The 23325-nt window shown below is 52.0% G+C and carries 21 protein-coding genes; 13 read left to right on the top strand and 8 right to left on the bottom strand.

All coding sequences use genetic code 11. The annotated features are described in order from the left end of the window. Positions 1-18: 18 nt before the first annotated feature. The 4 genes from IEY24_RS05140 (at position 19) to IEY24_RS05125 (ending at position 6817) form a co-directional block, all read left to right on the top strand. On the top strand, positions 19-1632 hold the full coding sequence (locus IEY24_RS05140; protein WP_188929305.1) for a RagB/SusD family nutrient uptake outer membrane protein: 1614 nt from the start codon (positions 19-21) through the stop codon (positions 1630-1632). A 3-nt stretch (positions 1633-1635) separates the two neighbouring features. Continuing rightward, positions 1636-2739, top strand: a complete 1104-nt coding sequence (locus IEY24_RS05135) for a glycoside hydrolase family protein (RefSeq protein ID WP_188929299.1) — start codon at positions 1636-1638, stop codon at positions 2737-2739. 79 nt (positions 2740-2818) lie between these two features. Beyond that, the gene (locus IEY24_RS05130) at positions 2819-4822 is read left to right on the top strand and encodes a beta-L-arabinofuranosidase domain-containing protein (RefSeq protein ID WP_188929297.1); all 2004 of its coding nucleotides are present in this window, start codon (positions 2819-2821) and stop codon (positions 4820-4822) included. A gap of 27 nt (positions 4823-4849) precedes the next feature. After that, positions 4850-6817 (top strand): glycoside hydrolase family 127 protein, encoded by a 1968-nt coding sequence (locus IEY24_RS05125; RefSeq protein WP_188929295.1) that lies wholly within the window; start codon positions 4850-4852, stop codon positions 6815-6817. Between the two features lie 7 nt (positions 6818-6824). On the opposite strand, the gene IEY24_RS05120 is transcribed toward IEY24_RS05125, so the two are convergent. After that, positions 6825-7076, bottom strand: a complete 252-nt coding sequence (locus IEY24_RS05120; protein ID WP_188929293.1) for a GNAT family N-acetyltransferase — start codon at positions 7074-7076, stop codon at positions 6825-6827. A gap of 99 nt (positions 7077-7175) precedes the next feature. On the opposite strand from IEY24_RS05120, the gene IEY24_RS05115 reads away from it, so the two are divergent. Continuing rightward, positions 7176-7769: a Crp/Fnr family transcriptional regulator gene (locus IEY24_RS05115; protein WP_188929291.1), complete on the top strand. Its 594-nt coding sequence runs from the start codon at positions 7176-7178 to the stop codon at positions 7767-7769. A gap of 112 nt (positions 7770-7881) precedes the next feature. Further along, a complete protein-coding gene (locus IEY24_RS05110) occupies positions 7882-8739 on the top strand; it encodes an SDR family oxidoreductase (protein ID WP_188929287.1) in 858 nt (285 codons plus the stop codon). A 29-nt stretch (positions 8740-8768) separates the two neighbouring features. Here the strand turns inward: IEY24_RS05110 and IEY24_RS05105 are convergent, their stop codons facing one another. Continuing rightward, a complete protein-coding gene (locus tag IEY24_RS05105) occupies positions 8769-11168 on the bottom strand; it encodes an ABC transporter permease (protein WP_188929285.1) in 2400 nt (799 codons plus the stop codon). Positions 11169-11442: 274 nt separating this feature from the next. Here IEY24_RS05105 and IEY24_RS05100 point away from each other — a divergent pair, with 274 nt between their 5' ends. The 3 genes from IEY24_RS05100 to IEY24_RS05090 are packed head-to-tail and all read left to right on the top strand — an operon-like array spanning position 11443 to position 14864. Then, positions 11443-11832: a YybH family protein gene (locus tag IEY24_RS05100; protein WP_188929283.1), complete on the top strand. Its 390-nt coding sequence runs from the start codon at positions 11443-11445 to the stop codon at positions 11830-11832. Positions 11833-11864: 32 nt separating this feature from the next. Further along, on the top strand, positions 11865-13796 hold the full coding sequence (locus IEY24_RS05095; RefSeq protein WP_188929281.1) for a hypothetical protein: 1932 nt from the start codon (positions 11865-11867) through the stop codon (positions 13794-13796). Positions 13797-13820: 24 nt separating this feature from the next. Next, positions 13821-14864 carry a ferritin-like domain-containing protein gene (locus IEY24_RS05090; RefSeq protein WP_188929279.1) on the top strand — a complete coding sequence of 348 codons (1044 nt, stop codon included), beginning with the start codon at positions 13821-13823 and terminating at the stop codon, positions 14862-14864. An 81-nt stretch (positions 14865-14945) separates the two neighbouring features. On the opposite strand, the gene IEY24_RS05085 is transcribed toward IEY24_RS05090, so the two are convergent. Continuing rightward, a complete protein-coding gene (locus tag IEY24_RS05085; RefSeq protein ID WP_229221407.1) occupies positions 14946-15863 on the bottom strand; it encodes a VOC family protein in 918 nt (305 codons plus the stop codon). 207 nt (positions 15864-16070) lie between these two features. On the opposite strand from IEY24_RS05085, the gene IEY24_RS05080 reads away from it, so the two are divergent. Continuing rightward, positions 16071-16463 carry a DUF3574 domain-containing protein gene (locus IEY24_RS05080; protein WP_229221405.1) on the top strand — a complete coding sequence of 131 codons (393 nt, stop codon included), beginning with the start codon at positions 16071-16073 and terminating at the stop codon, positions 16461-16463. 83 nt (positions 16464-16546) lie between these two features. Beyond that, positions 16547-17029, top strand: a complete 483-nt coding sequence (locus IEY24_RS05075) for a hypothetical protein (RefSeq protein ID WP_188929273.1) — start codon at positions 16547-16549, stop codon at positions 17027-17029. A gap of 47 nt (positions 17030-17076) precedes the next feature. Here the strand turns inward: IEY24_RS05075 and IEY24_RS05070 are convergent, their stop codons facing one another. The 5 genes from IEY24_RS05070 to IEY24_RS05050 form a co-directional block, all read right to left on the bottom strand. Beyond that, the gene (locus IEY24_RS05070; RefSeq protein ID WP_188929271.1) at positions 17077-17946 is read right to left on the bottom strand and encodes a glycosyltransferase family 92 protein; all 870 of its coding nucleotides are present in this window, start codon (positions 17944-17946) and stop codon (positions 17077-17079) included. Positions 17947-18115: 169 nt separating this feature from the next. Continuing rightward, positions 18116-18529 carry a rhodanese-like domain-containing protein gene (locus tag IEY24_RS05065; protein WP_188929269.1) on the bottom strand — a complete coding sequence of 138 codons (414 nt, stop codon included), beginning with the start codon at positions 18527-18529 and terminating at the stop codon, positions 18116-18118. A 210-nt stretch (positions 18530-18739) separates the two neighbouring features. After that, on the bottom strand, positions 18740-19336 hold the full coding sequence (locus IEY24_RS05060) for a DUF6134 family protein (RefSeq protein ID WP_188929267.1): 597 nt from the start codon (positions 19334-19336) through the stop codon (positions 18740-18742). Between the two features lie 50 nt (positions 19337-19386). Continuing rightward, positions 19387-20217, bottom strand: coding sequence for a sterol desaturase family protein (locus IEY24_RS05055; RefSeq protein ID WP_188929265.1), 831 nt, complete (start codon positions 20215-20217; stop codon positions 19387-19389). A gap of 341 nt (positions 20218-20558) precedes the next feature. Next, positions 20559-21395, bottom strand: coding sequence for an SDR family oxidoreductase (locus IEY24_RS05050; protein ID WP_188929264.1), 837 nt, complete (start codon positions 21393-21395; stop codon positions 20559-20561). Between the two features lie 306 nt (positions 21396-21701). Between IEY24_RS05050 and IEY24_RS05045 the strand changes: the two genes are divergently transcribed. Then, complete coding sequence (locus IEY24_RS05045) at positions 21702-22301, top strand: Crp/Fnr family transcriptional regulator (RefSeq protein ID WP_188929262.1); 600 nt, start codon at positions 21702-21704, stop codon at positions 22299-22301. Between the two features lie 55 nt (positions 22302-22356). After that, a complete protein-coding gene (locus IEY24_RS05040) occupies positions 22357-23256 on the top strand; it encodes an SDR family oxidoreductase (protein WP_188929260.1) in 900 nt (299 codons plus the stop codon). Positions 23257-23325: the final 69 nt, after the last annotated feature.

Here is a 23325-nt window from a genome sequence, read left to right as displayed (position 1 = left end):
CCCAAAAAACTATTTACAATGAAGCCATTGAAACCATATATAGGAACAGCGCTTTTGCTGATGATCGCCGCGAGCGGCTGCAACAACGACCTGACCGAGAAAATCTATTCCGAAGTGACGGAGGATACCTATAACTATTCCAATGCGTACCAGGCCATGAGCATCGGCTACGCTACCATGCGAGGCCTTATTTCGCACACGCACTGGTATATGGCGCAGGAATCGACCGCCGACGGCATTGTGATGCCCGCCAATGCATCGGGCTGGGACGATGGCGGGATTTATAAGCGCATGCACCTGCACACGTGGAATTCCGAAAACCCGCAGATCAGCAGCATGTGGAACACCTTCTATTCAGGGGTGATTAATGCCAACCGGCTGATCGACCAGCTATCGAACAACAAAATCACAATCCCGGCGGGCGTCACCCAAGAGGCGCTGATTTCCGAAATGCGCACGGTAAGGGCGTTTTTCTACTGGATGATCTGCGACAACTTCGGCGAGGCGCCGCTCATCACCGACCGCTCCGAGGAACTGCCCGAAAAAACCGGTAGAAAGGAAATTTACCAGTTCATCGTGAAGGAATTAACCGAATCCATCCCGAACCTGAGTGAAGAAAGAAACACGCTGCTGTATGCACGTTTCAACAAATGGGCAGCCAAAACGCTTCTTGCGAACGTGTACCTCAACGCCGGCATTTATGCCGGAGACACCAAATGGGAAGAATGCCTTACGCAATGCAACGACGTCATCGCCTCGGGTAAATACCAGTTAGAAACCAGCCTGTCGGCGCCTTTTGTTACCGAAAATCAAAATTCGGCAGAGATCGTGTTCGCAATTCCCTTTGAAGAAAACCTGGCCGGCGGGTTCAGCGCGCACATGTTTTCGTGGCATGCTTCGCTGAAAAACAAGGTCAATATGCTGGCAACACCCTGGGGCGCGGGCTCGGCGAAAGGTGTGCCGCAGTTTATCAATACCTACGACGCCGACGACCAGCGCCTGAAAGCGACCTGGATGACCGGTCCGCAGTTTGCAGCCGACGGCGTGACGCCATTAAAAGGCTCCTACGACCAGGCCGGCAAGAATGTGGTACTCACCAACGAGCTCCCCGATGGCCTGTACACAGGCGAAGCACAGGGCTACCGGATGAATAAGTTCGAAGTAAAAACCCAGGCGCAGGGAAGCCTGGGCAACGATTTCCCGGTGTTCCGCTATGCGCAGGTGCTCATGATGAAAGCCGAATGCCTGCTGCGTACGGGCAAGGCCAGTGACGCCGCTACCGTCGTGTCGCAGGTGCGCGCACGAGCGTTCGCGACAAAACCCGCCAAAGCGACGGTTACCGGCGCCGACCTGCAAAAAGGGAGTAGCTACCAATATGGTTATGTCGAAAATTATAAAGTGGTGGACCCCGGCAATGCGGCCGCGGTGCAGTACGGCAGGATGCTCGACGAGCTGGGTTGGGAATTTGCGTGGGAAGGCTTCCGCCGCCGCGATATGATCCGTTTCGGCGTGTATACTACCAAAAGTTGGCTCTCTCACAAGCCCACCGGCGCATTCAGGGCCGTATTCCCGATCCCGCAAATCGCCATTAACTCTAACCCGAAACTGAAACAAAATCCTGATTATAACTGATATATGAAGCGAGTGCTGACTGGATGTGTATTGTTTTTTGCTGCGGGCTTTGGTTTAGCCAGCGAAGCGTTTGCCCAATCGGTCGGCAGCGCGTCCGGCGGCCGGACCAAAGTACCGCAACAGGTAATGCAAAGGATTTTCGAAGAAGTCAAAACCCCATACAAATACGGCATTGTCGTCCCCCAGCCCGACAGCGGCCGGATGGTCGACAGCCCGACGGTGTTCCGGAAAGGTGGCGTCTGGTATATGACCTACATTATTTTCGATGGAAAAGGTTATGAAACCTGGCTTTCCAAAAGCGATAACCTGCTGCAATGGACGCATCTGGGAAAAATCATGTCGTTCACCGAAAATACCTGGGATGCCACGCAGAAAGCGGGTTACGTGGCATTGGTCGATACCGAATGGGGAGGCAGTTACGAAGTGGAAAAGTATAAAAATAAGGATTGGGTTTCCTACCTCGGCGGTTCGGAGAAAGGCTACGAGGCAGGCCGTTTAGGCATCGGCATTGCCAACAGCACTGATTTAACCAAACCCAAAGAAGTAACCCGGGTTCCGCAGCCCGTACTTTCGGCGATTGACAAAGACGCGCGCTGGTACGACGATAAAACCATTTACAAAAGCCTGGTAATCCGCGACAAAGCCCGCAAAACCGGCCATCCGTTTGTGATGTTTTATAATGCCAAAGGTGAGAAAGGCGACGACAAGGGCAATGGTTTCGAAAGCATCGCCCTGGCTGTTTCCGACGATATGGAGCATTGGAAACGCCTCGGCGACAAGCCATTGATCACACGCAATACCGGCATTTGCGGCGACGCGCAGATCGCCAAAATCGGCGATGTGTACGTCATGTTCTATTTCGGGGCATTCTGGAAACCGGGCGCATTCGAACGCTTCGCCTGCTCGTACGACCTCCAAAACTGGACCGACTGGTCCGGCCCCGACCTGATTTCCTCCACCGAACCCTACGACAAAACCTACGCCCACAAGCCCTGGGTAGTCAAATGGAACGGCGTGGTATACCATTTTTACAATGCAGTAGGCGAAAACGGTCGCGTAATCGCATTAGCCACCTCCAAAGATTTAACCAACGAAAACAAGCCCTGACAAAACCTGACCATGGACCACCGATTTCTTGATTCAACATCCCTGACCACACCTGACAATACCCAACTAAAGCCGACCAATGAAAAAACTCCTATTCTCCCTTTTGCTAATCGCTTCCCTGCCGGCCACTGCCCAAAAGGAAGCCACCTACACCCCCGCCAAGTCCCCGCTAAGAAGCAACCCATACAGCGAACTGCCACTAGGCGCCGTTAAGCCCCAGGGCTGGCTCAAAGAAATGCTCATTCGCCAGAAAAACGGCTCCACCGGCAAACTCGACGAACTTTACCCGCTCGTAATGGGCAAACGCAATGGCTGGTTGGGGGGTGACGGCGACCAATGGGAACGCGGTCCCTACTGGATTGACGGACTGCTCCCGCTCGCATATATCCTCGACGACAAAGAACTTATCGCCAAAACCAAACCTTGGGTAGAATGGGCCATTTCGAGCCAACAACCGGACGGTTATTTTGGCCCCTCCAAAGATTACGGCCACGAGCCCGGCGTGCAGCGCGACAACAGCCGCGACTGGTGGCCCAAAATGGTGATGCTTAAAATTTTGAAACAATACTATTCCGCCACCGGCGACAAGCGGGTCGTTACCTTAATGACCAATTATTTCAAATACCAGCTTAAAGAACTGCCCTCTAAGCCGCTCGATAACTGGACATTCTGGGCAAGGTACCGCGGTGCTGATAATCTGGCTGTGGTGTACTGGCTCTACAACATCACCGGCGACAAGTTCCTGCTCGATCTCGGCAATCTCATCCACCTGCAAACTTTCGATTACACGAATGCATTCCTGAATACCGACTTGCTTTCCACGCGCGGCAGCATTCACTGTGTAAACCTCGCGCAGGGGATCAAAGCACCGCTGATCTATTTCCAGCATCACCCGGAACAAAAATACCTCGACGCCACCCAGAAAGGTTTCGCCGACCTCCGCAAGTTCAACGGCATGGCCCATGGGCTGTACGGCGGCGACGAAGCATTGCACGGAAACGATCCGACGCAAGGTTCCGAACTTTGCTCCGCCGTAGAAATGATGTTCTCCCTCGAAAGCATCCTCGAAATCACCGGCGACGTAGGCTATGCCGATATGCTCGAAAAAGTGGCATTCAATGCATTACCGACGCAGCATTCCGACGATTTCATGACCCGCCAGTATTTCCAGCAGGCCAACCAGGTGATGATGACCCGGCACCACCGTAATTTTGACGTGAACCACGGTGGTACCGATGTGTGCATGGGCCTGCTCACGGGTTATCCGTGCTGTACTTCCAACATGCACCAGGGATGGCCGAAATTTGTCCAAAACCTCTGGTATGCCACCGCCGACAAGGGCATTGCAGCTCTGGCCTATTCGGCCAGCGAGGCGACTATTAAGCTTGCGGAAGGTGTAAATGTGGCGGTGAAGGAAGAGACTTCCTACCCTTTTGAGGAAACCATTAAATTCACGCTAAACCCTTCTGCCAAAGCGGTATTCCCTTTCCATTTGCGGATTCCGGCCTGGTGTAAAAAGGGTGCTGTCAAAGTGAATGGTAAGCTCTGGCTCGAACCGGACGGCAACCAGGTCGTGAAACTGACCCGCGAGTGGGAAAAAGGCGATGTGGTGGAACTGACTTTGCCCATGCATATTTTCAAAAATACCTGGGTTGAAAACTCGATTTCCGTCGAGCGCGGGCCGCTAACCTATGCATTGAAAGTAGGAGAAACCTCCAAACTGGTGAAAAACGATAAGGATCCTATCGATTACGGCTCGTCCTACACCGAAGTGCGTCCAACTACGCCATGGAATTATGGATTAATACTAACACCGGGCAACAAGCTGGAAGAGCAATACAAATGGGAAGCAGCGAAACCGGTTTCAAATTATCCGTGGAATCCCGAGAATGCCCCGTTGCAGATCAGGACCAAAGCACGCCGCATTCCGTCGTGGGGATTGTACAACGAAATGGCTGGCCCGATTCCGTACAGCGTCACCTACCAGCTCGAAACCGAGGACAAGGAGGAAGACATCGTGCTGATCCCATATGGCTGCACCAATCTCCGGATTTCACAGTTTCCGGTTATCCGTAAAAAGTAGTTTCTTTTGATTAAAACGAATATTAAAATGCAGTTAATCCCTAAAATATATGTCGGCGCGGCGCTTGTATGGTGCATGCTGACGATCCCTGCGCAAGCCCAGCAGCGTATCCAGCCTGTGCGGTTCTCGGAGGTAAACATTACCGACCAGTTCTGGAAACCTAAACAGGAAAAAGTAGCGACAGCGACATTGAATGCCTGTATCATTCAAACCGAAGAAAAATCGGGCCGCATCCGGAATTTTGAAAAGGTGGCCCGCAAGCAGGGCGAAAAGCACGAAGGAATTTATTACGACGACAGCGACGTGTACAAGGCCATCGAAGCTATGGCCTATTCGCTGAAAAATCGTCCTGACGCCGCCCTGGAACGTAAAGCGGATGAATGGATCGACAAGATCGCAGCGGCGCAGCTTCCGGACGGCTATTTGAACACCTACTACACACTGACTGACCTCAAACAACGCTGGACCGACATGGAAAAGCATGAAGATTACTGTGCGGGGCATTTGATGGAAGCGGCAGTGGCCTATTACAACACCACCGGCAAACGGAAGCTGCTCGACGTCGCCATCCGCCTCGCCGACCATATCGATGCCACATTCCGCGTCGCCAACCGTCCATGGGTTTCAGGCCACCAGGAAATCGAGCTGGCATTGATGAAGTTGTATCATTTAACAAAAGAGGACCGCTACCTGAAACTGGCCGACTGGTTCCTCGACCAGCGCGGCCATGGCTATGGAAAAGGCGTGATCTGGGACCAATGGAAAGACCCGAAGTACTGCCAGGACGATGTGCCCGTGAAGCAGCAGAAAGAGATCACCGGCCACGCCGTACGCGCCATGTACCAGTACACAGGTGCGGCTGATGTGGCGTCGGTCACGCAGGATCCGGGCTACATGAATGCCATGACCGCCGTATGGGAAGATGTCGTTTACCGCAATATGTACCTGACGGGCGGAATCGGCTCCTCTGGCCATAACGAAGGCTTCACCGACGATTACGACCTGCCCAACGGCGCCGCGTACAGCGAAACCTGCGCGTCGGTGGGAATGGTATTCTGGAACCAGCGTATGAACGCGCTCACCGGCGACGCCAAATACATCGACGTCCTCGAACGCAGCCTGTACAACGGCGCGTTAGACGGCCTGAGCCTTGGCGGAGATACTTTCTTTTACGGAAACCCGCTTTCCTCGGTGGGTAACAATGCCCGCAGTGCGTGGTTCGGTACGGCGTGCTGCCCTTCCAACATCGCGAGGCTGGTGGCTTCGGTGGGAGATTACATTTATGGTAAATCGGAGGGGAAGATCTGGGTGAACCTATTTGTGGGCAGCAATACGAATTTTCAGGTTGGAAAAACGGCGGTGCCACTGAAAATGGATACCGGTTATCCCTGGGATGGCAATGTTAAGATCAAGGTGTCGCCCGCGCAGAAGGTCAAATATGCATTGAACATCCGCATTCCGGGATGGGCGGCTGAAACGGCTGTTCCCGGAGGATTGTACAATTTTGCAGGTGCGGGTCATGCGGAGATCGAAATACTGCTGAATGGCATGCCCGTTACTTACCAAACGGATAAGGGTTATGCGGTCATCGACCGTACCTGGAAGAATGGCGATGAAGTAGAAGTGAAACTGCCCATGGAAGTACGGCAAATCAGGGCGCGCAAGGAGGTGAAAGCGGATGCCGATCGCGTTGCGCTCCAACGCGGGCCTATTGTGTATTGCGTCGAAGGCGCCGACAATGCAGGCGAAGTATGGAACCTGCTGGTACCCGAAAACCCTTCATTCAATACCCAAAAAAGCCAGATCCTGAACGAATCGGTCATCTCCATCCAGGCGAACCTGCAAGTGGTAAAAGCCACACCCGACGGCCTGAATGTGAAGGCGGAACCGCAGACTGTGACTGCGATCCCGTATTACACCTGGGCCAACCGCGGCCGCGGACCGATGCAGGTGTGGCTGCCCGTGAAGATGAAAAATATCAGGATCGCGGAGTAGCCCGCAGCTATTTCAACGCGCTTGCCAAATGCAGTGCGGCCAGTTTGAAACCGCTTTTGAAACACACTTTCTGAGCGGTGTTATTGGTAAAATCCGTGTCGAGCACGAGCGCATCCTGATCGTTCAGCCTGGCAATTTCACGCACGTGGTCCAGTAACCGTTTAGCCAGGCCCTTCCCGCGGTATTCATCCAGGGTGCAAAGGTCATCGATATAAATGATGTTCCCGGAATGCACCCGACTGACCGGGTCGGAATGCACTCATAATAATTTCATTGTAGTTTGTAATAGCGGAATGAACCTTCAATCCGTCATTATTTTTTATATGCATACCAGTTAGTCCTATTTACAAAACAGCACATGAACCCGAGTCCGGTCATTGACAAATTCATCCGATACCTCACCGACAAAATCACGCTCTCTGCCGAAGAAACAGCGCAGATTGCTCAGGTGTGTATTCCAAAGAAAATCCGCAAGCGGCAACTGCTGTTGCAGGAGGGCGATGTATGGAAATACAATGCTTTTGTCGGCGGCGGCTTTCTGAGAACCTATTCTATTGATCACAAAGGCAATGAACATATCCTGAATTTTGCTCCGGAAAACTACTGGTCGGGCGACCGGGAGAGCCTGATGACCGGGAAGCCTTCCAGGTTCAACATCGAGGCCATCGAAGACACTGACTTGGTTTTAATCACCAAGGAAAATTTCGACCTGCTTTGCCGCACGATCCCGCAACTGAACGATCTGGTCAATGCGATTTTGCATAAAAGCTTCATTGTATCGCAGGACCGCATTCACGCGGGCATCAGCCTGTCGGCCGAAGAGAAATACCAGAAGTTTCTGGATCAATATCCTCAAATCGCCAACCGGATACCGCAGCATATGATCGCCTCCTACATCGGCATTACCCCCGAGACGCTCACGCGGATCAGGCGTAACAACACGGGCAAATAGGCGTTTTGACTATTTCCATTGACATTTGCTTGTTATTTTTTCAATCAAATGTCAATGGAAACCGGCCTGCCGGGGTTGCAACTTTGCATCGTCAACTTTAAAATTTACGACGATGAACAAGACAGTTTTTATTACCGGAACCAGTACCGGTTTTGGTAAACTTACCGCAATCACATTGGCTAATGCAGGCCTTACCGTCATAGCGGGCATGCGGAACACCAGCGACAAAAACCGCGCTGTGGCAGAAGAGCTGAGTGCCATCCCCAATATAGAGGTAGTGGAAATAGACCTGACCGACGACGCTTCCGTCAACGCGGCGTTCGGGCAAGTTCTGGCCCGGCATGGCAAAATCGACGTGCTCGTCAATAACGCCGCAATGAGCGGTTTCGGGGTATTCGAATCGTACAGTGTCGACCGAATCCGCGAAATGTTCGAAATCAATTTCTATGGTGTCGTGCGGACCTACCAGGCCGTGTTACCTTCCATGCGCGAGGCCCGGAGCGGACTGATTATCAACATTACCTCCGGTGCCAGCGGCCATACGCTGCCGTTTATGGTCCCTTACCTGGCTTCGAAATTCGGCGTGGAAAGCATTACCGAGGGTTTGCAGGACGAGTTGAAGCAATTCGGGATCGACAATGTGTCGATCCAGCCCGGGGTGTACCCGACCGAAATGAATACGGGCGCGAAAGCAGGCATTCACGGGAATAAACCTGAAATCGCTCAGCAATACGATCCGCTGGCCTCGGAACAGTTCAATGCGCTTGGCCAGGGCCTTTTCGGAAAAATGGCTGCCTTTGAAATGAACCCGCAAACCATCGCCGACGGCATACTCAGACTGATCGAAATGCCGGCTGGCCAGCGGCCGCTGCGGTTCCCGCTCGACGCCATCGCGCAAGGTACCGACCTGGAGTTCATCAACGCCCGCGCCGATATCAAGGCAAAATGGGTAGCCGCATATTTGGAATAGCTGTGGTCACTGCCTGGATTGACCAATGATCATTCACTCCGCAAACTCCGCACCGGATCCAGCATCGCCGCACGCACGCTCTGGAAGCTCACGGTCATCAGGGCGATGGCCGTCATCATCAGCCCTGATGCAAGGAAAAGCCACCAGGATATCGAAATTTTAAACTCGAAATTCTGCAACCAAAGATTCATCAGATACCAGGCAATGGGCGAAGCCAGGATGATCGCCACAACGACGGGTTTGAGGAAGTCTCTCGAAAGTAATACCACGACGCTGCCGACAGACGCACCAAGTACTTTTCTTACACCTATTTCCTTGGTGCGTTGCTCGGCGGTGAATGTAGCGAGGCCGAAAAGTCCCATGCTGGCTATCAGTAACGCCAAGATGGTCGCGACTTCGATCAATCTGGCAGTACGGGTTTCCGATTGATAGGCTTTTCCGAGGGTCTCATCGAGGAAGCTGTATTCAAATACCTGGTCGGGGAACGCTTCTGTCCAGGCCTTTTCAATGGTGACCAGCACGGACTGAATGCCAGCAGCGATCGCATTTTCGCTTTGCAGCTTGATACCCGCCTGATAGAAGTTATTGGGAACGACCTGAATGATGGTCGGGTCGATCTTCTGATGCAGCGAATTGACGTGGAAGTTGCGGGCTACGCCGGCGATTGTTGCAAATTCATTCCCGTCGCCGTAATAGACTCTCTGTCCGATGGCGGCGGCGGGATTGGAAATGCCTATCCGGCCCAGAAATACCTCATTGACAATAATCTTGAAATTGGTAGTGTCGCTGTCTTTCAACGCCTCCCCTGCCAGCAGTTGGATGCCGTAGGTATCGAGGTAGTGCGAATCGCCCATTTTCATCTGCGTTTTGACCTGCACTGTTTTAGGCCCTTGCCGGTATTCCATCCCCTGCATCCAATTGCTTTCCGCAGATGCGCTGTTGAACGAAAAACTTACATCCTTTATCTGCGCTGATTGGGACAGCATGCTGCGGAGCGTTTGCAGCTTGTCGGGCCTGTTATCCGGCAGTCCCACGGTGATGATGGCCGATTTATTGAAGCCGAGGTCGGCATTGCGGAAGAAATCCAGTTGCCGGTCGATCAGCATCGCGCAGCTTATCAGCACGAGCGAAACGGTAAATTGCACCACCACCAGTCCTTCCCGCATAGAAAACCCCTGGCCGGAGCTCGAAGTGGCATTGTTTTTCAACGCCCAGATCGGCGCCATGCCCGACAACCGCAAGGCCGGGTAAACACCAGCCATTAAGGTGGTCAATAGTACGAGAATGCCTGAAAACAGCGCGGTTTGAGGTACGAACAGGTCCTGGATCGTTAGCGGTATGGCAAGTGCCGCGGAAAGAATGGGCAGCACCAGTACACTAAGTATCAGGGCAAGAACTCCCGCAAAAACGGTAATAAGCCCCGCCTCGGTAATGAACTGGTATATCAGCGATTTCCGGCTGCTGCCCACTGCCTTGCGTATCCCCACTTCCTTTGCCCGCTTGAATGCCCGGGCCGTGCTAAGGTTGATGAAATTGAAACAGGCAATCAGCAGGACCAGCGCCCCGATAGCGGCAAGGGTTTTCAGCAGTCCTACATTAGCGGTTCTTCCACCAAGGTTGCCAGCGTAATGTACCTCCGACAAATGGTTCAGTTTGAACCGCTTGTCGGAAAGCGCCTCTTTACCCATGTATTTCAGTACCACGGCTTCGAAACGGCCCGTCAGTTGCGTCGCGTCGATGCCCTTTTTCAGTAATACAAATACCTGAAAATTGTCATTCCAACCGTTCCACCTATTTTCATCAAAACCGGTATCGACTTGCTTGACGGTTGGAAAGGAAACGAGCATATTGAACGGGAAGCTGGTTGTGACCGGATAATCTTCCACGACGCCAGTTACCGTCAGGTCGTGTTTACTATCCAGCCGGATCGACTTGCCGAGCACATCCACGTTTCCGAAATATTTGGTCGCGTAAGCGCGCGTGAGTACGATCGCATTCGGCTGTGCCAATGCCTGGCCGGGATCGCCGGCAACCCAGGTGTAATCCAGCGTCCGAAAAAGGGCATTATCCGCAAATACGAACGACTCTCTGAACTTCTTTTCCGAACTGCCTGCCGCCGTCATGGTACGGCCGCCTACCTGCATGAGCGGTACGATGGTCTCTGCTTCGGGCAGGTCGGTTCGCAGCGCGTTGGCCATGCCGGTGTAGGTACCCGGATATGTGTGATTCTCTTTAATATTCTCCGTTTCGACCCGGTAAATTCGGTCCAGATTTGCTTGCGACAAGTCGTAGCTCGTCTCGTGCCTGATCACCAGATAGATCAGTATTGCGCAGGCCATCCCGACGGCGAGGCCGGTTACATTAATGAAAGAATAGCCCTTGCCATTCAAAAAGCTTCTGAATGCGATGGTTAAATAATTTTTGATCATGACCGACCTGCACGTTTATGTTTGCTTCGCGCATCACTAATGGCATGCCAGCTTTTGAGAAACCCTCTACCTGAGGCATCCAGCCTTTGTTTCACAAATTCATGATAATAAGAAATGTCCGCTTTCGAACGACTGGCGTGCCAAAACGGACAGCGTACTTGCGGACCTGATGATGCGCGCACGACCGTTAAATAACTAATTCTACAAATGCATCGAATTAGTAAGTAAAAAATAGAACAGAGGTTACTTCGTCCTTCAAACAACCTTTATCTCCATGAACATAACAAACGACCGACAACAAATTGAAAAACTGCGGCTCATCGTCCAGGAAGCGGAAAACACCGGCAACCTGGATATGATGACCGCTATCCTCGCCGATGATATTACGGTGATCGCCCCCGGTTCGCCCGTCATAAACACTAAGGCAGGCGGTGTGGACTTTCTGCGATCCTGGTTCGATGCATTTTACATTGAGATCTCTTACGAATCGGAGGATATCGAGATCCGGGAAGACCTCGCTTATGAATGGGCGGTTTACCACCAGGCTACTACCGATAAAAAAACAGGCGAAAAAGCGTCCGAAATCGGCAGAATGCTTTGGATTTACAAGAAGTACAATGGAGCATGGCTGCAACATTTTATCATTTGGAATACAGCCGCTTAAAGAATATTATCCTCACAATAACTTAAAGCATCATGTCTTACCTTCATGCTCCAAGGCTCGTCTTTACGGGCGATTTCCTATCCGATGTCAGTACGGTCAACAACGACACGGCCCACTACAATAACGCCACTTTCCAACCGAACTTTCAAGAACCGGGACAGGGTGCCACCAACGGCTGGTGGAATCCCGAGGGAGGCGCGGTTTTCGATTTCCAGAATTGTTCGGTTAGACAATTATTCTTGCCGGACGGCAGCACGCAGACTTCTCAATCCGAAGACATTATCATCGGTCAGGCCGTAGTGGGTGCCGAAGGTCGCCCCACCGGCAAAATGGTCGATTTGGACCCCGACGCTCAGATGTATTCCGCATTATGGTGCGTGCAGTTGCGAATCTGTGATGCCAAAGGCAACCTGCTTTTCAAAGGCGACATCAACACCACCTCGTTCAGGGACATTCAGATGCGGCAGACTGACGGTGGGAAAAGCAATGGCCAACCATTGGGCGCCACCTGGACGTCGGTCATTACAAACGTGGAATGGGGCAAAGTGGCCGAACAGTCTGCGTTCCTGAAAACCTTGCGTGCGACCACGCAAAGCAACACACTGGCCATTAATATGAACCCGTTCGGCTATTATTACAACCATAATGACGGCCGTTTTTCATTGGGCAGGATCATCGGCTCCATTGGCCCGTATTTTGAAGGGGAACCGCTCACTTTTGCGCCAGCGCGCAGGTTGTACGGCATCAATTACACCCCGAGCGCCCGCGGTACCTATTTCAGTACTTCCAATTTCCTGGTTGAGCCTGACTCCAAACGCGTGAGCGTCGATTTTGGGTCGAGTTTCCCCGTGGCCGATTCTATCGGGACGATCAGCTACAAGCAGGATTTGCGCCTGGCTGTGAGCAAGGTACCGCAAACTGGTGTGGCGAGCCGCCAGACTCCGACTTTTTATATCAGTCCAAATGATTTTACTGAAATCGGGGCGCTGGATTACCAGTCCGACCCGAACTGGCTGAACCAGACAGGCGGGATCGTTTCATTTAACGATCTGCCGGACGCCACCATATCCGCATTGGATAACAACCAGCTGATACTTGTCACGCCGTCGACAAGTCTGCCGGGACAATATGCGATCATCGCGCGCGAGGCAATCGACGGCCTGGTGGCCAGGGCCGACAATTTCATACTGCGCCTGGACTACGGCCAATCGGTCGACGTCGATTTTTACACCTACCAATGGGGGAAACCGCTTGCGAACACCGGCATCACCGCTACCCTCCAGCCCCCTACCCCCGATACGCCCGTCGGCCCGCAAAACCCCATCTCCGAACTTTACGGGAACAACTTCCCCGTGGATGGACTGTCATTCAATGGCCAGGTTTCGAGCAACCCCCAAGGCAAAGCGCAAATTCGGCTGACCGGCAATGCCATTTACAGCCCGCGGGTTTACATCGACGGGCAGATCTACTCCATTGACTACCAGACCGCAAATACCGATCCGGCATTTGGTCCGGAACAAGTGGTGGTGCACCTGCGCGACTATTTTGAGGAAATAGCGAACCCGGTTTGGGACGACATTTCGGAGATGATGATCCAGTACAGCAACCTATATCCGATCATGAGCAAATATGTGGTGAACCTGGCCGACCCGCTGGCGCTGGCAGAGAAAAAGAACATCTTGATTTTCGCATTCTCGCGCGGCATGAACGACACCATGCACATGCCTGTCACGCGCGATTTGTCGACTGCCAAGCGAAATACCATTCTGAACTGGCTTAATAATCCGCAGGTCGCCCCGAAACCCGTAGTGCGCGCCGAGGCGAGAGAGACCAAGGCAGTCAATCCGGTTGCACCCGGCACGCCGCTGACCGACAGACAAACCAGGTACCGCGAGGCTGTGAAGGCGAAAAACGGCTCATTCCCGGGTTTTTCGGCCAGCGACGATTTGTTTGAAAATCTGTGATTTACGGTTTTAAATTAATTCACCATGCTACAAATAGATTCAAAATATATTGAAAAGGCATTGACCGCCAATGCCCTGGAAGAGCTTTATCCGCTGCTTCAAAAAGCCGTCGAACTGGAACATTCGACGATCCCACCCTACCTGACGGCGATGTTTTCGCTGAAACCCGGCACCAATCTGGTGCAGCGGCAGATCATCCATTCGATCGTGATCGAAGAAATGCTGCATATGACCATCGCGGCCAACATCCTGAATGCCCTGGGCGGGAAGCCGGCGATCGATAACAGCCATTTCGTACCGGAATACCCCGGCCCATTGCCGATGGGCATTGGCAACGGGCTGATCGTCGGGCTGGAAAAATACTCGACGGATGTCGTCAAAAATGTATTTATGGAGATTGAAGAGCCGGAGAATCCTTTGGTATTCAAATCGGTGAGCCTGGCAGCATTGCCCACATTCAGCACGATAGGCCAGTTTTATCAGGCCATTCAAAAGAAAATAGATGAACTGGCGCCCCATGACCTGCCGGGCGACAAAAGTAAGCAAGTCACGTCATCGTTCTTCCCTGCCGACGAGCTTTTTCCTATTTATACCAAACAAAACGCGATCGACGCGATCAACATCATCATCGAGCAAGGCGAAGGAACTTCCACCTCCCCGCTCGACCAGGAAGATGAGCTCGCGCATTACTACCGTTTTGAAGAATTGTATAAAGGCAAGAGATTAGTGAAAAACGATGCCGCACCAAACGGCTATTCCTTCTCGGGGCCCGACATTCCGTATACCCCGGAAGATGTCTTTCCATTGTTTCCCAACACTAAAACCAGCATGCTTCCGGCCGGCGGTGAAGAGTTGAACCGGATGAACGAGTTCAATACCAGCTATTATTCGCTGCTTTCAGGGCTTCATGCGACCTTCAACGGTCAACCTGAAAACCTCGACAACACGGTGGGCGTGATGTATGACCTCAAACTAACCGCCCAAAAACTGTGTGCAACGCCTTTCCCCGGCAAACCCGGTTACACGATCGGACCATCGTTCGAGTTTATCGTTCCTGCGGGAAGCTAAGCGGCAATTGGGTTATCACGCTGAGCGGGCGGCCCGGTCTGCTCAGCGTGACAAAAACGCGCCGTCGGCCTATCAAATACCTTATTTTCCTTCAAATGCCTTCACCAGAGGCGCTATTTCCAGCCTCTTCATGGGCAATAATGCCTGGGTGATCCTGTTGACCTGCTCCTGGGTGCCGTTAACCATCATTTCTTCCACGATGATCGGAGATATTTGCCAAGATACCCCGAACTTATCTTTGATCCAGCCGCATTGCTCCGCCTCCGGCACTGCGGATAGTTTTTGGCTGAAATAATCGAGCTCCTGCTGGTCTTCGCAGTTGACGACGATCGACACACCCTCGTCAAAACTGAATTTGTGCTCATGCGCGCTATCCATAGCCGTAAACCAGGAGTCTTCCAGTTTGAAATCCGCAAACATGACAGTACCGGGCTTATCCGGCGTCATACCTTCGGGATAGCGGTGTAACGAACCCAGTTTGGCATTTTTGAAGACAGAGCAATAGAAATTGATGGCCTCCTCCGCTTTGCCGCACCGGTCCCCGACAAACATCAAAGAGTTGATAATGGGCGGTCTGGGTTCTCCTTCCGGATTGGTGAGGATCAGCTGCCACGAAACACCGTATTTATCCTGCACCCAGCCATACCGTTTGCTGAATGGATATTCGTCGATCGGCATCAGTGCGCTTCCGCCGTTGATCAGCTTGTTCCAGACCTCGTCAATTTTCGCGCGCGCCGACTCCTGCGAGCCGCCAAACAGCAGCGGATCGAAATTAACCATGAAAGAAATGGAAGGATTGGGCTTGAAAATCGGGCCGGCGCTGATGGCCATGAACTTCTGGCCCCAGAGCTCGAATAAGACCATATCGCAATCGCCGGACGGCGTATCTTCCATCCGCGTAATGCTGGTAACCCGTGATTCCGGAAATACCGATGCGTAAAACTCCGCCGCTTCCGCAGCTTCCTTATCAAACCATAAATGCGGGACTATTTTCTGCATAACCATTTGATTTAAGATGACAACTCGAACGGATGCACTGATGGGAGAATTGTAAAGTTAAGAATTAAAAACGACCGCGATCAGTGAAATGCTACGGGCCGTCGCTTTATTTCGACGGCCCTTTTGTCGGTAGTAACTTGTAGTAAGTCTGAGGGTAAGTTAAATTGCTTCCTGAAAACCACTGCATTAACCTAAACGATGACAAACTTGAAGCGACTTCAACAATGGGCGATGGTCGGTTGCCTGGGCCTTGCCTCCTGCGCCGGCTACCAGCGAAGCGACCTTTATTTCGGCAGGGATATTCCGGGAGGCGGGGCCGTGAGCGAACAGCAATGGAAAAATTTCAGCGACAGCGTCATCAGCAATTATTTCCCCGAAGGCTACACCGAATGGGACGCCAACGGACGCTGGAAGGATACCGACACTAAACAGACTATTACGGAACCGACCAAGGTGGTCACTTTTTTTGGCAAGAAAACCAAAGAAAGAAGCGCCGCGCTCGACAGCATTGCACAACGCTACCTGCGCCGTTTCCGCCAGCAAAGCGTGCTGCGGACCGATACAAAATCGAAAGTGAAATTTATCGACAAAACGCCCTGATCCGGCACGCGGATTCCCCCGATTGCTGGCATAGTTTTGGCTGTATCAGCCATACGAAATCAACAATCAACGCATAATTTATTATGAAAAAAGTGATGATAACCGCGTTAATGGCATTGTTCTGCGCAACTACGGTGTCGTATGCACAAAGTACGACCAGCTCCACCGACAAAGCCAAATCGACAAAAGCGGCAGGACAGGGCTTAAAAACACCTACGCCCGAAGGCGAGAAAAAAAGTACTGACCAGGGCGGGAAGTCGGACAAACCCAATCCTACCGACCAGGTGGCCCAAAAAAGCAGTGAAAACGACGGTAGTAACCGCCCGGGAGGCGCCACGCATGAGAATGCCAATGACGTGGGCAAGTATTCCGATCGTGAAGACGCCAATTCGATGCTGTTTTCCAAAGAAGCCATTGCGATACGCCGCAAGAATCTCACTGAACCGGATAGGGAAATAAAAGAAGGAAGCGGATCGTCTAAACGAAACACAAAAAACCACACAGGCGTGACCGGGAATTACCGCAACCAGGCAACACAAACGAGCGGGACACCGTCGAGTGAATAGGACTCCGGTTATTGGATAAGTACGACCCCGGGATAACGTTCCCGGGGTTATTTGTTTACACCCGACCCGCTATTCTGAGCTTTTTTCAGTTTTTCCAGAACTTCTAAGATCGTCGTGTCTTCTACCACATTCGATTCGTTGTCGTGGTTATGAAATTCTTCCAGCTTTCGTTTACGCTTTGTGTCACTGATCCCTCGTTCTACTTTCTGACGGTATTCCTGCAACGACCGGCAGTAGTAATGATTGAGCTGGATCGTGTCTACGCTTACGTCGGCCAGCGCCTCTTCGATGGGCTCAAAATGCTCGTTCACACAGGAGAACCCCCGCTTGAATTTAAAACAATGCGATTTGTAAGCGGATTGGACATGCCGCGGCTGGACAATACTTTTAATATGCCTGTTCGGCGGAAACGAGGCTTCCGATCGCCTGGTGAAATTCTCCAATTGACTCCCGGCAGGTTTATCAATATGGCTATTGGAGCCAAATATCAGCCACGAAACGCCTAATCCGCCGTAATCCTCGTATTTTTCAAGCAGTTGCGACAGGCTGGCACTTTCGTTTTTAGGTACGATGAACTCATCCATGTCGATGAACCCAATCCACCTCGATCTATAACCGAAGGTATCAAGACAATGCTGATAGGCTTTCACGTGCATATTCTGCCCGGGAATGTTCGTAACCGTCACCAACTCACCATAACCCAGCGCATTAATTACCTCTTTGACAGGTTTTCTGCTCCCGTTATCATAAATATAAAAATGTTCCGCACCGATTTTCCGGTGGTAATCCAGCCATTCGGCCAGGTAGTCATTTTCGTCTTTTACAATGCAGCAAATAGATAAATAATATTCAGGATCAGCCTGTTGATCCGCATTGGATCCTCTGAATTTTGAAAGCAGGTTCTTAATTGTAAACATAAATGGCCGGCCGATTTGTCGATGATGTGCCCCAAAGTTATTATTTCTCTTTGGGTGCACAAAATCGTACACCCATGAGCGTCATAACAGCTGGGAAATTTCACACAGGCGAAGCAAAAAGAATCACCGGGCCCGTTTCATCATACTTTCGAGCAAAACGATGTGTGCGTTATTTCCTGGATGCGCTGGTTTGCAATTGTTCAGCCGGAAAGCCGTCGGTTTTCAGCTGCTCGAAACCGCCAATGTTGTAATACGAGTGAAAACCCAATGCTTTGAGCGTGTCAGCAGCCTTTCCGCTGCGGTTACCCGAGCGGCAATAGAGGTAAACAGGTTTGCTTTTGTCTAGCTTGGCAACCTCCGCCTTAAAGTCCGGACTGTTGAAGTTGATGTTTTTGGAATACTGCAAATGTCCGCCGTCAAATTCCTCCGGCGTGCGTACATCCACGAGATAAGCTTTTCCGGCTTTGATTTGCGCCAATGCCTGCGGATCGGGTTTGACAATATTTTTGGGTGCAGGTTGCTGCGCCTGCACAACCTGCACAGATGCCAGCAAGAAGATAATCACAATGGATAATTTTTTCATTGGAATATAATAACCTAGTATAATTATAGATTTAATATACAAAAATAAAAAATTAACCCGCTCCGGGGTAAATTTCGCAACCCGGGTGTAAGGAAATCCGGTACCATACCACCACGCGGTTAGATTCAGTCTTTCTGTACACGAATAACAACCTCTGCAACACTCGAACGGTGATATCTATACGAAGTTATAGCCACGGCAGCTTGCCGCTCAAAGTGGTCGTTGCTTTCTGACAATACTCAGTTTCACGCCTGCCAGCTCGGTCACTACCCGCACGCAACTCCCGTGCTCATAACTGTAAACACTCTCCTTGCCATTGGGTAATTCCACACTGTATTGGCCATTTCCTAGCTTCCGGATCTTGCACATGGCTCCGTACTTCTCGGAATAGACCGCCGGCACTTGCGCCGGCTCCTGGTAATACAGCCCGGTGATGGTGTGCGCGATGGGCGCTGTAACCTCCCATTTACGGTTTCGGTCGGCTTTCTCAGATAAATCGAACCGGTAATGCTGTGAGGCCACCCGTGTCGTGATCGTCTGTTCGCGTCGCTTGCCATTTACGGTTTGCTCGGTGAGCGAACTGTGCAGGGTGCCATCGGAAAACTGGTTTTCGGAGACGAAACTCCCCGAATAGAAGGGAACGCTGAACTCCGCCTCGATCCGCTTCCGCAGGCGTTCCGTACCGTTCAGTTCCAGCACCTTCACCGATCCGATCGTATGCCCGGCCATGATAACATCAAAAGTTGCGACCTGCGCACGGGCGAGAAATGACGTTAGGAGCAAGGCGGTGAGTAGAGTCTTTACCATGGGGGTGTTCAATTTTGGCTGAATAACCGGGTCATTCAGCCATTTAAAATTCACTTCGAAAGCTCGCTCCGCTCGTCCCTGGACTTAAACAGCGGGTACCCAAGCTGCACGTACCAGGGTTCTTCCTGGTAGTCTTCGAGACCAATGTGTTCCGAGAATTCGCGGGTGATTTTCGCGGTACCGAACAACATGTCCCAGATAAAGAACATGTTACCATAGTTGCCGTTGATAACGCCAATGCCGTCGGCGTCGGTAGCGGCGTGGTGTGCATGGTGCGTCGCAGGAGTGGAAATGGTGCGTTCGAGTACCCACATCAGCGGATGCAGCCATTTGATCGCGTAGAGCGGCTTGTCCCAGCGCACGCTGGAATGCGCAGAAATGCCGATCAGTGCCTTGAAAAAGTAGCCGATCAGGAACGCCTGTCCGAAACCGAGGAAGATCAGTACCGTGGAAACAATGCGCGGCGGGAATAGCAGCAGGTACACCCAGGAATTGCGGCCCGTAAGGAACACGCTCATCTCCGGCGCACTATGATGCACACGGTGGCCCTTCCAAAGCCACGTGTAGGTATGCGCGGCACGATGCCACCAGTATTGTGTGAAGTCTTCCAGCAATGCGGTAATCAGCACCGCAGCCCATAGCGGCACGTTTTCGAAGACATTATAGTAATCCGCAAAGAAATAATTGAGCACGTAGGCCGAAAGCAGGAAGCTGAGTGGCCGCGTGATGATACTGGACAGGAAAAGGCCGGCAAAGTTGATATACCACTCATTTTTAGACCATTTCTCGCTTTTATAAAGGCCTGTAATTGCTTCCGCAATGCTGATAACCGCAAAAAGAATGAGAATTTCGTAATAGATATGACTGTCAGTGAATTTCATGTTGCATAGAAAGTATTGGTCGCACCGGTGACGGGCGACGTGTTGGTAAAGAGAAAAAGAGGGAGCTTACCGGAAACATCCGGCGTACAAGGACTTTACTAGCAACAACAACACTCTGCCCAGTTGGCAGCAGACAGAACGGCGGCGGGACGGCCGGATAAAGGGGCGATATGTGAAATTTGAATCGAACGCATATGCGATGTCGTTAGCAACTGGACACAGCTTCGGGTGGTTCTCAGCTCGATTGATTGATTAAACTGCATGCAAAGTTAATGCAGCGGCTATTCAATTTCCAAACATTTAAGTAAAAAAGTATTTAAAGTCTATGGATTTAATAGATTTTAAATCAAAACAGCCTCCGCCAGCACTTCGGAAAACGCCCATAACTCCCTCGCCAGCGCCCTGTTTTTAGCTTTTGCCGACGACCTGGCCGGCTTGGAATTGGCAAAATAACGACCTGTGACAGCATTCAGCTCGGGTGCGGTAGCCACGTGGATAATGTCTGCGGCTGCTTGTTCGGGCGTGCGAAAAAAGGGTTTGAAGTATTTCATAAACCACGATGTGGCCCCATTGCCGTTGCCGCCGAAACTACTCGATACCGTACCCGGATGTACGGCATTGGAAGTAATGCCAAATGGCGCCAGTCGCTCCGAAAGCTCATTGGAAAAGAGGATATTGGCCAGTTTAGAGCGGCTGTAAATCAACAGGTCGTGGTAATGCTGCGGGTTAGCCAGTTTGGCCGTCCGGTACCTGAATGCAAAGAAATGCGCTGCTGACGCCAGGTTTACAATCCGCGCGGACTCAGCCGCTTTGAGCAGATCGACCAGGCCCGTCGTCAGTATGAACGGCCCCAGGTGGTTGGTTGCGAAAGTAAGCTCGATGCCATCGGCGGTCGTCTGCCGGTGCTGCACGATAAGCCCTGCATTGTTGACGAGCAGATCAATCCGGTGGTAATTGGTGGTGATTTCCTCCACCGCCTGCTTGACGGAGCCAATACTGGAAAGGTCGCATTGAATAAAGCCGGTGCTCACCGCATCCCCTATTTCCAGTTGCAGCTGGCGGGCTTTTGCCTCATTGCGGGCTACGAGTATCAAATCGTACCCCCTGCGCGCAAGTTCGAGGGCAGTAAAGCGGCCGATGCCCGATGTGGGCCCGGTAATCAGTGCTGTTTTACGCATTGAATTGACTATGTCGGGGTAGTACTACCGGAAATGCCGGCCTCTGTGGCGCCTAAGGTAAGAAGGTAACCGTAGCAAAACCACAACCGCGGCCTGATTTATTTAAAAAAAACTTCCGCCCGGCTAAAAATCAATTGCCCGGTCCGGGAAGGCAGGTTCTGATATTAGACTACTTGTACAAATAAAGGGGCAAGCCGACGCTCTCCTTCGCGCAGGCGATCTGCGATGGTGTGAGTTTTAGTTGAAGACATATCCGTAATTGGGCCTGCGGGGATATCTTTGCGGGATCCAATTATATATGGCACAATGCATACCGAATTCGAAAACTATCTGGCTGCCCAAACCGATCTGCCTGCTGAAACTATCCGCCATATCGGTAGTGTGGCTACCTTACGGCGATTAGCCAAAAACGAGGCGCTTCTGACCGCAGGGGAAATATGCCGTCATAAAGTATTCATTATAAGCGGAATGCTCAGGTCATACTATCTCCGGACGGATGGCAGCGAGCATATCCTGCAATTTTCTCCTCAGCACACGTGGACGCTCGACGTGGAAAGTTACGACAAGCAAACGCCGGCGCTGGTGAATATTGAAGCAGTGGAACGGAGTGTGGTTTTGCTTTGGACCAGACCGGATTTTGACAAGTTGCTAAAAGATATTCCAGCACTCAAAAAGTTTTCTGAAAGCCTCATTGCCAGGACCATTTACCACAACCGCAACCGCATCCTCACAATCCTGAGCGGAACGCCGGAGGAGCGTTACGCCGATTTTATAAACACCTACCCCGACTACCTGGCACGGCTGCCGCTGCGCATGGTGGCCGCCTACCTGGGTATTTCCCTGAAAACCCTCACGCGCATACGCCACGCGAAGCAGCAACGCGAGGCCGGAATTATGGACAAATGACCTTGTTTGCCCATGGGCAGGGTTTCAATTTTGCATCAAACAAAATTGAAACAACATGCGCGTATTTTTAACGGGGGCCTCGGGATTTGTAGGCTCCGCTATCCTGAATGAACTGATCAAGAACGGCCATGAAGTACTGGGCCTGGTGCGCTCCACCAATGCGGCCGTACAAATCAAAGCCGCCGGTGCGATACCGCTTCAAGGTGATGTAAACGATCCTGAGATGCTGCGCCGAGGTGCAGCAGAGTGCGATGCCGTCATTCACACTGCTTTCAACCACGATTTTTCCCAATTCAAGGCGAGCTGCGAAGCCGACCGCAAAGTGATTGAAACGCTGGGCGAAGCCCTGGCGGGCTCGGGGAAACCAATTGTGATCACCACCGGAATGGGTCTTTTGCGGTACGACCGGCCAGTCACCGAAGACGATGCCCTGAATGTCAAGTCGGACGCAATCCCCCGTGCGGCCACCGACGAGGCGGCGAGTGCCGTGGCGGCCAAAGGAGTGGACGTGTATCTTGTGCGCCTCCCTCCCAGTGTGCATGGCGCGGGCGACCACGGATTTGTGCCTATGATCATTGGCATTACCAAAGAAAAGGGCGAATCAGCCTACATTGGCCACGGCGGCAACCAATGGCCGGCAGTACACCGGCTCGACGCGGCCGTGCTGTACCGGCTGGTCGTGGAGCAACGTCCGGCGCTGAAGGTGCTGCATGCGGCGGCAGAGCAAGGCATTGCGTTCAGGGATATTGCGCAGGCAATCGGAACAGGCCTGAAACTGCCCGTGGTAAGTAAAACCGGCGAAGCGGCCGCGGCACATTTCACCTGGTTCGAACATTTTGCGGCCATCAGCTGTGTCGCGTCGAGCGCGAAAACGCGTGAAGTGCTCGGTTGGCAACCATGTGCCCCGGACCTGCTGACAGACATTGCTACGGCAGGCTATCTGACAGCTTCCTGACCCCGCATTGCCCCGTCCCGTTCCTACAACTCAAGATAATTTCTGTGTTAATGCCAGGTAACTTGCACT

The organism is Dyadobacter endophyticus (genome assembly GCF_014641595.1).
Lineage (GTDB): Bacteria > Bacteroidota > Bacteroidia > Cytophagales > Spirosomataceae > Dyadobacter > Dyadobacter endophyticus.
This window is presented reverse-complemented; position numbering and strand designations above follow the sequence as displayed.

Coding starts and splice junctions, on each gene's coding strand:
- IEY24_RS05125 (WP_188929295.1), top strand. CDS start 4,850: ATGCAGTTAATCCCTAAAATATATGTCGGCGCGGCGCTTGTATGGTGC.
- IEY24_RS05070 (WP_188929271.1), bottom strand. CDS start 17,946: ATGTTTACAATTAAGAACCTGCTTTCAAAATTCAGAGGATCCAATGCG.
- IEY24_RS05050 (WP_188929264.1), bottom strand. CDS start 21,395: ATGCGTAAAACAGCACTGATTACCGGGCCCACATCGGGCATCGGCCGC.
- IEY24_RS05060 (WP_188929267.1), bottom strand. CDS start 19,336: ATGGTAAAGACTCTACTCACCGCCTTGCTCCTAACGTCATTTCTCGCC.
- IEY24_RS05140 (WP_188929305.1), top strand. CDS start 19: ATGAAGCCATTGAAACCATATATAGGAACAGCGCTTTTGCTGATGATC.
- IEY24_RS05095 (WP_188929281.1), top strand. CDS start 11,865: ATGTCTTACCTTCATGCTCCAAGGCTCGTCTTTACGGGCGATTTCCTA.
- IEY24_RS05105 (WP_188929285.1), bottom strand. CDS start 11,168: ATGATCAAAAATTATTTAACCATCGCATTCAGAAGCTTTTTGAATGGC.
- IEY24_RS05065 (WP_188929269.1), bottom strand. CDS start 18,529: ATGAAAAAATTATCCATTGTGATTATCTTCTTGCTGGCATCTGTGCAG.
- IEY24_RS05115 (WP_188929291.1), top strand. CDS start 7,176: ATGAACCCGAGTCCGGTCATTGACAAATTCATCCGATACCTCACCGAC.
- IEY24_RS05110 (WP_188929287.1), top strand. CDS start 7,882: ATGAACAAGACAGTTTTTATTACCGGAACCAGTACCGGTTTTGGTAAA.
- IEY24_RS05135 (WP_188929299.1), top strand. CDS start 1,636: ATGAAGCGAGTGCTGACTGGATGTGTATTGTTTTTTGCTGCGGGCTTT.
- IEY24_RS05040 (WP_188929260.1), top strand. CDS start 22,357: ATGCGCGTATTTTTAACGGGGGCCTCGGGATTTGTAGGCTCCGCTATC.
- IEY24_RS05085 (WP_229221407.1), bottom strand. CDS start 15,863: ATGCAGAAAATAGTCCCGCATTTATGGTTTGATAAGGAAGCTGCGGAA.
- IEY24_RS05100 (WP_188929283.1), top strand. CDS start 11,443: ATGAACATAACAAACGACCGACAACAAATTGAAAAACTGCGGCTCATC.
- IEY24_RS05130 (WP_188929297.1), top strand. CDS start 2,819: ATGAAAAAACTCCTATTCTCCCTTTTGCTAATCGCTTCCCTGCCGGCC.
- IEY24_RS05045 (WP_188929262.1), top strand. CDS start 21,702: ATGCATACCGAATTCGAAAACTATCTGGCTGCCCAAACCGATCTGCCT.
- IEY24_RS05090 (WP_188929279.1), top strand. CDS start 13,821: ATGCTACAAATAGATTCAAAATATATTGAAAAGGCATTGACCGCCAAT.
- IEY24_RS05055 (WP_188929265.1), bottom strand. CDS start 20,217: ATGAAATTCACTGACAGTCATATCTATTACGAAATTCTCATTCTTTTT.
- IEY24_RS05075 (WP_188929273.1), top strand. CDS start 16,547: ATGAAAAAAGTGATGATAACCGCGTTAATGGCATTGTTCTGCGCAACT.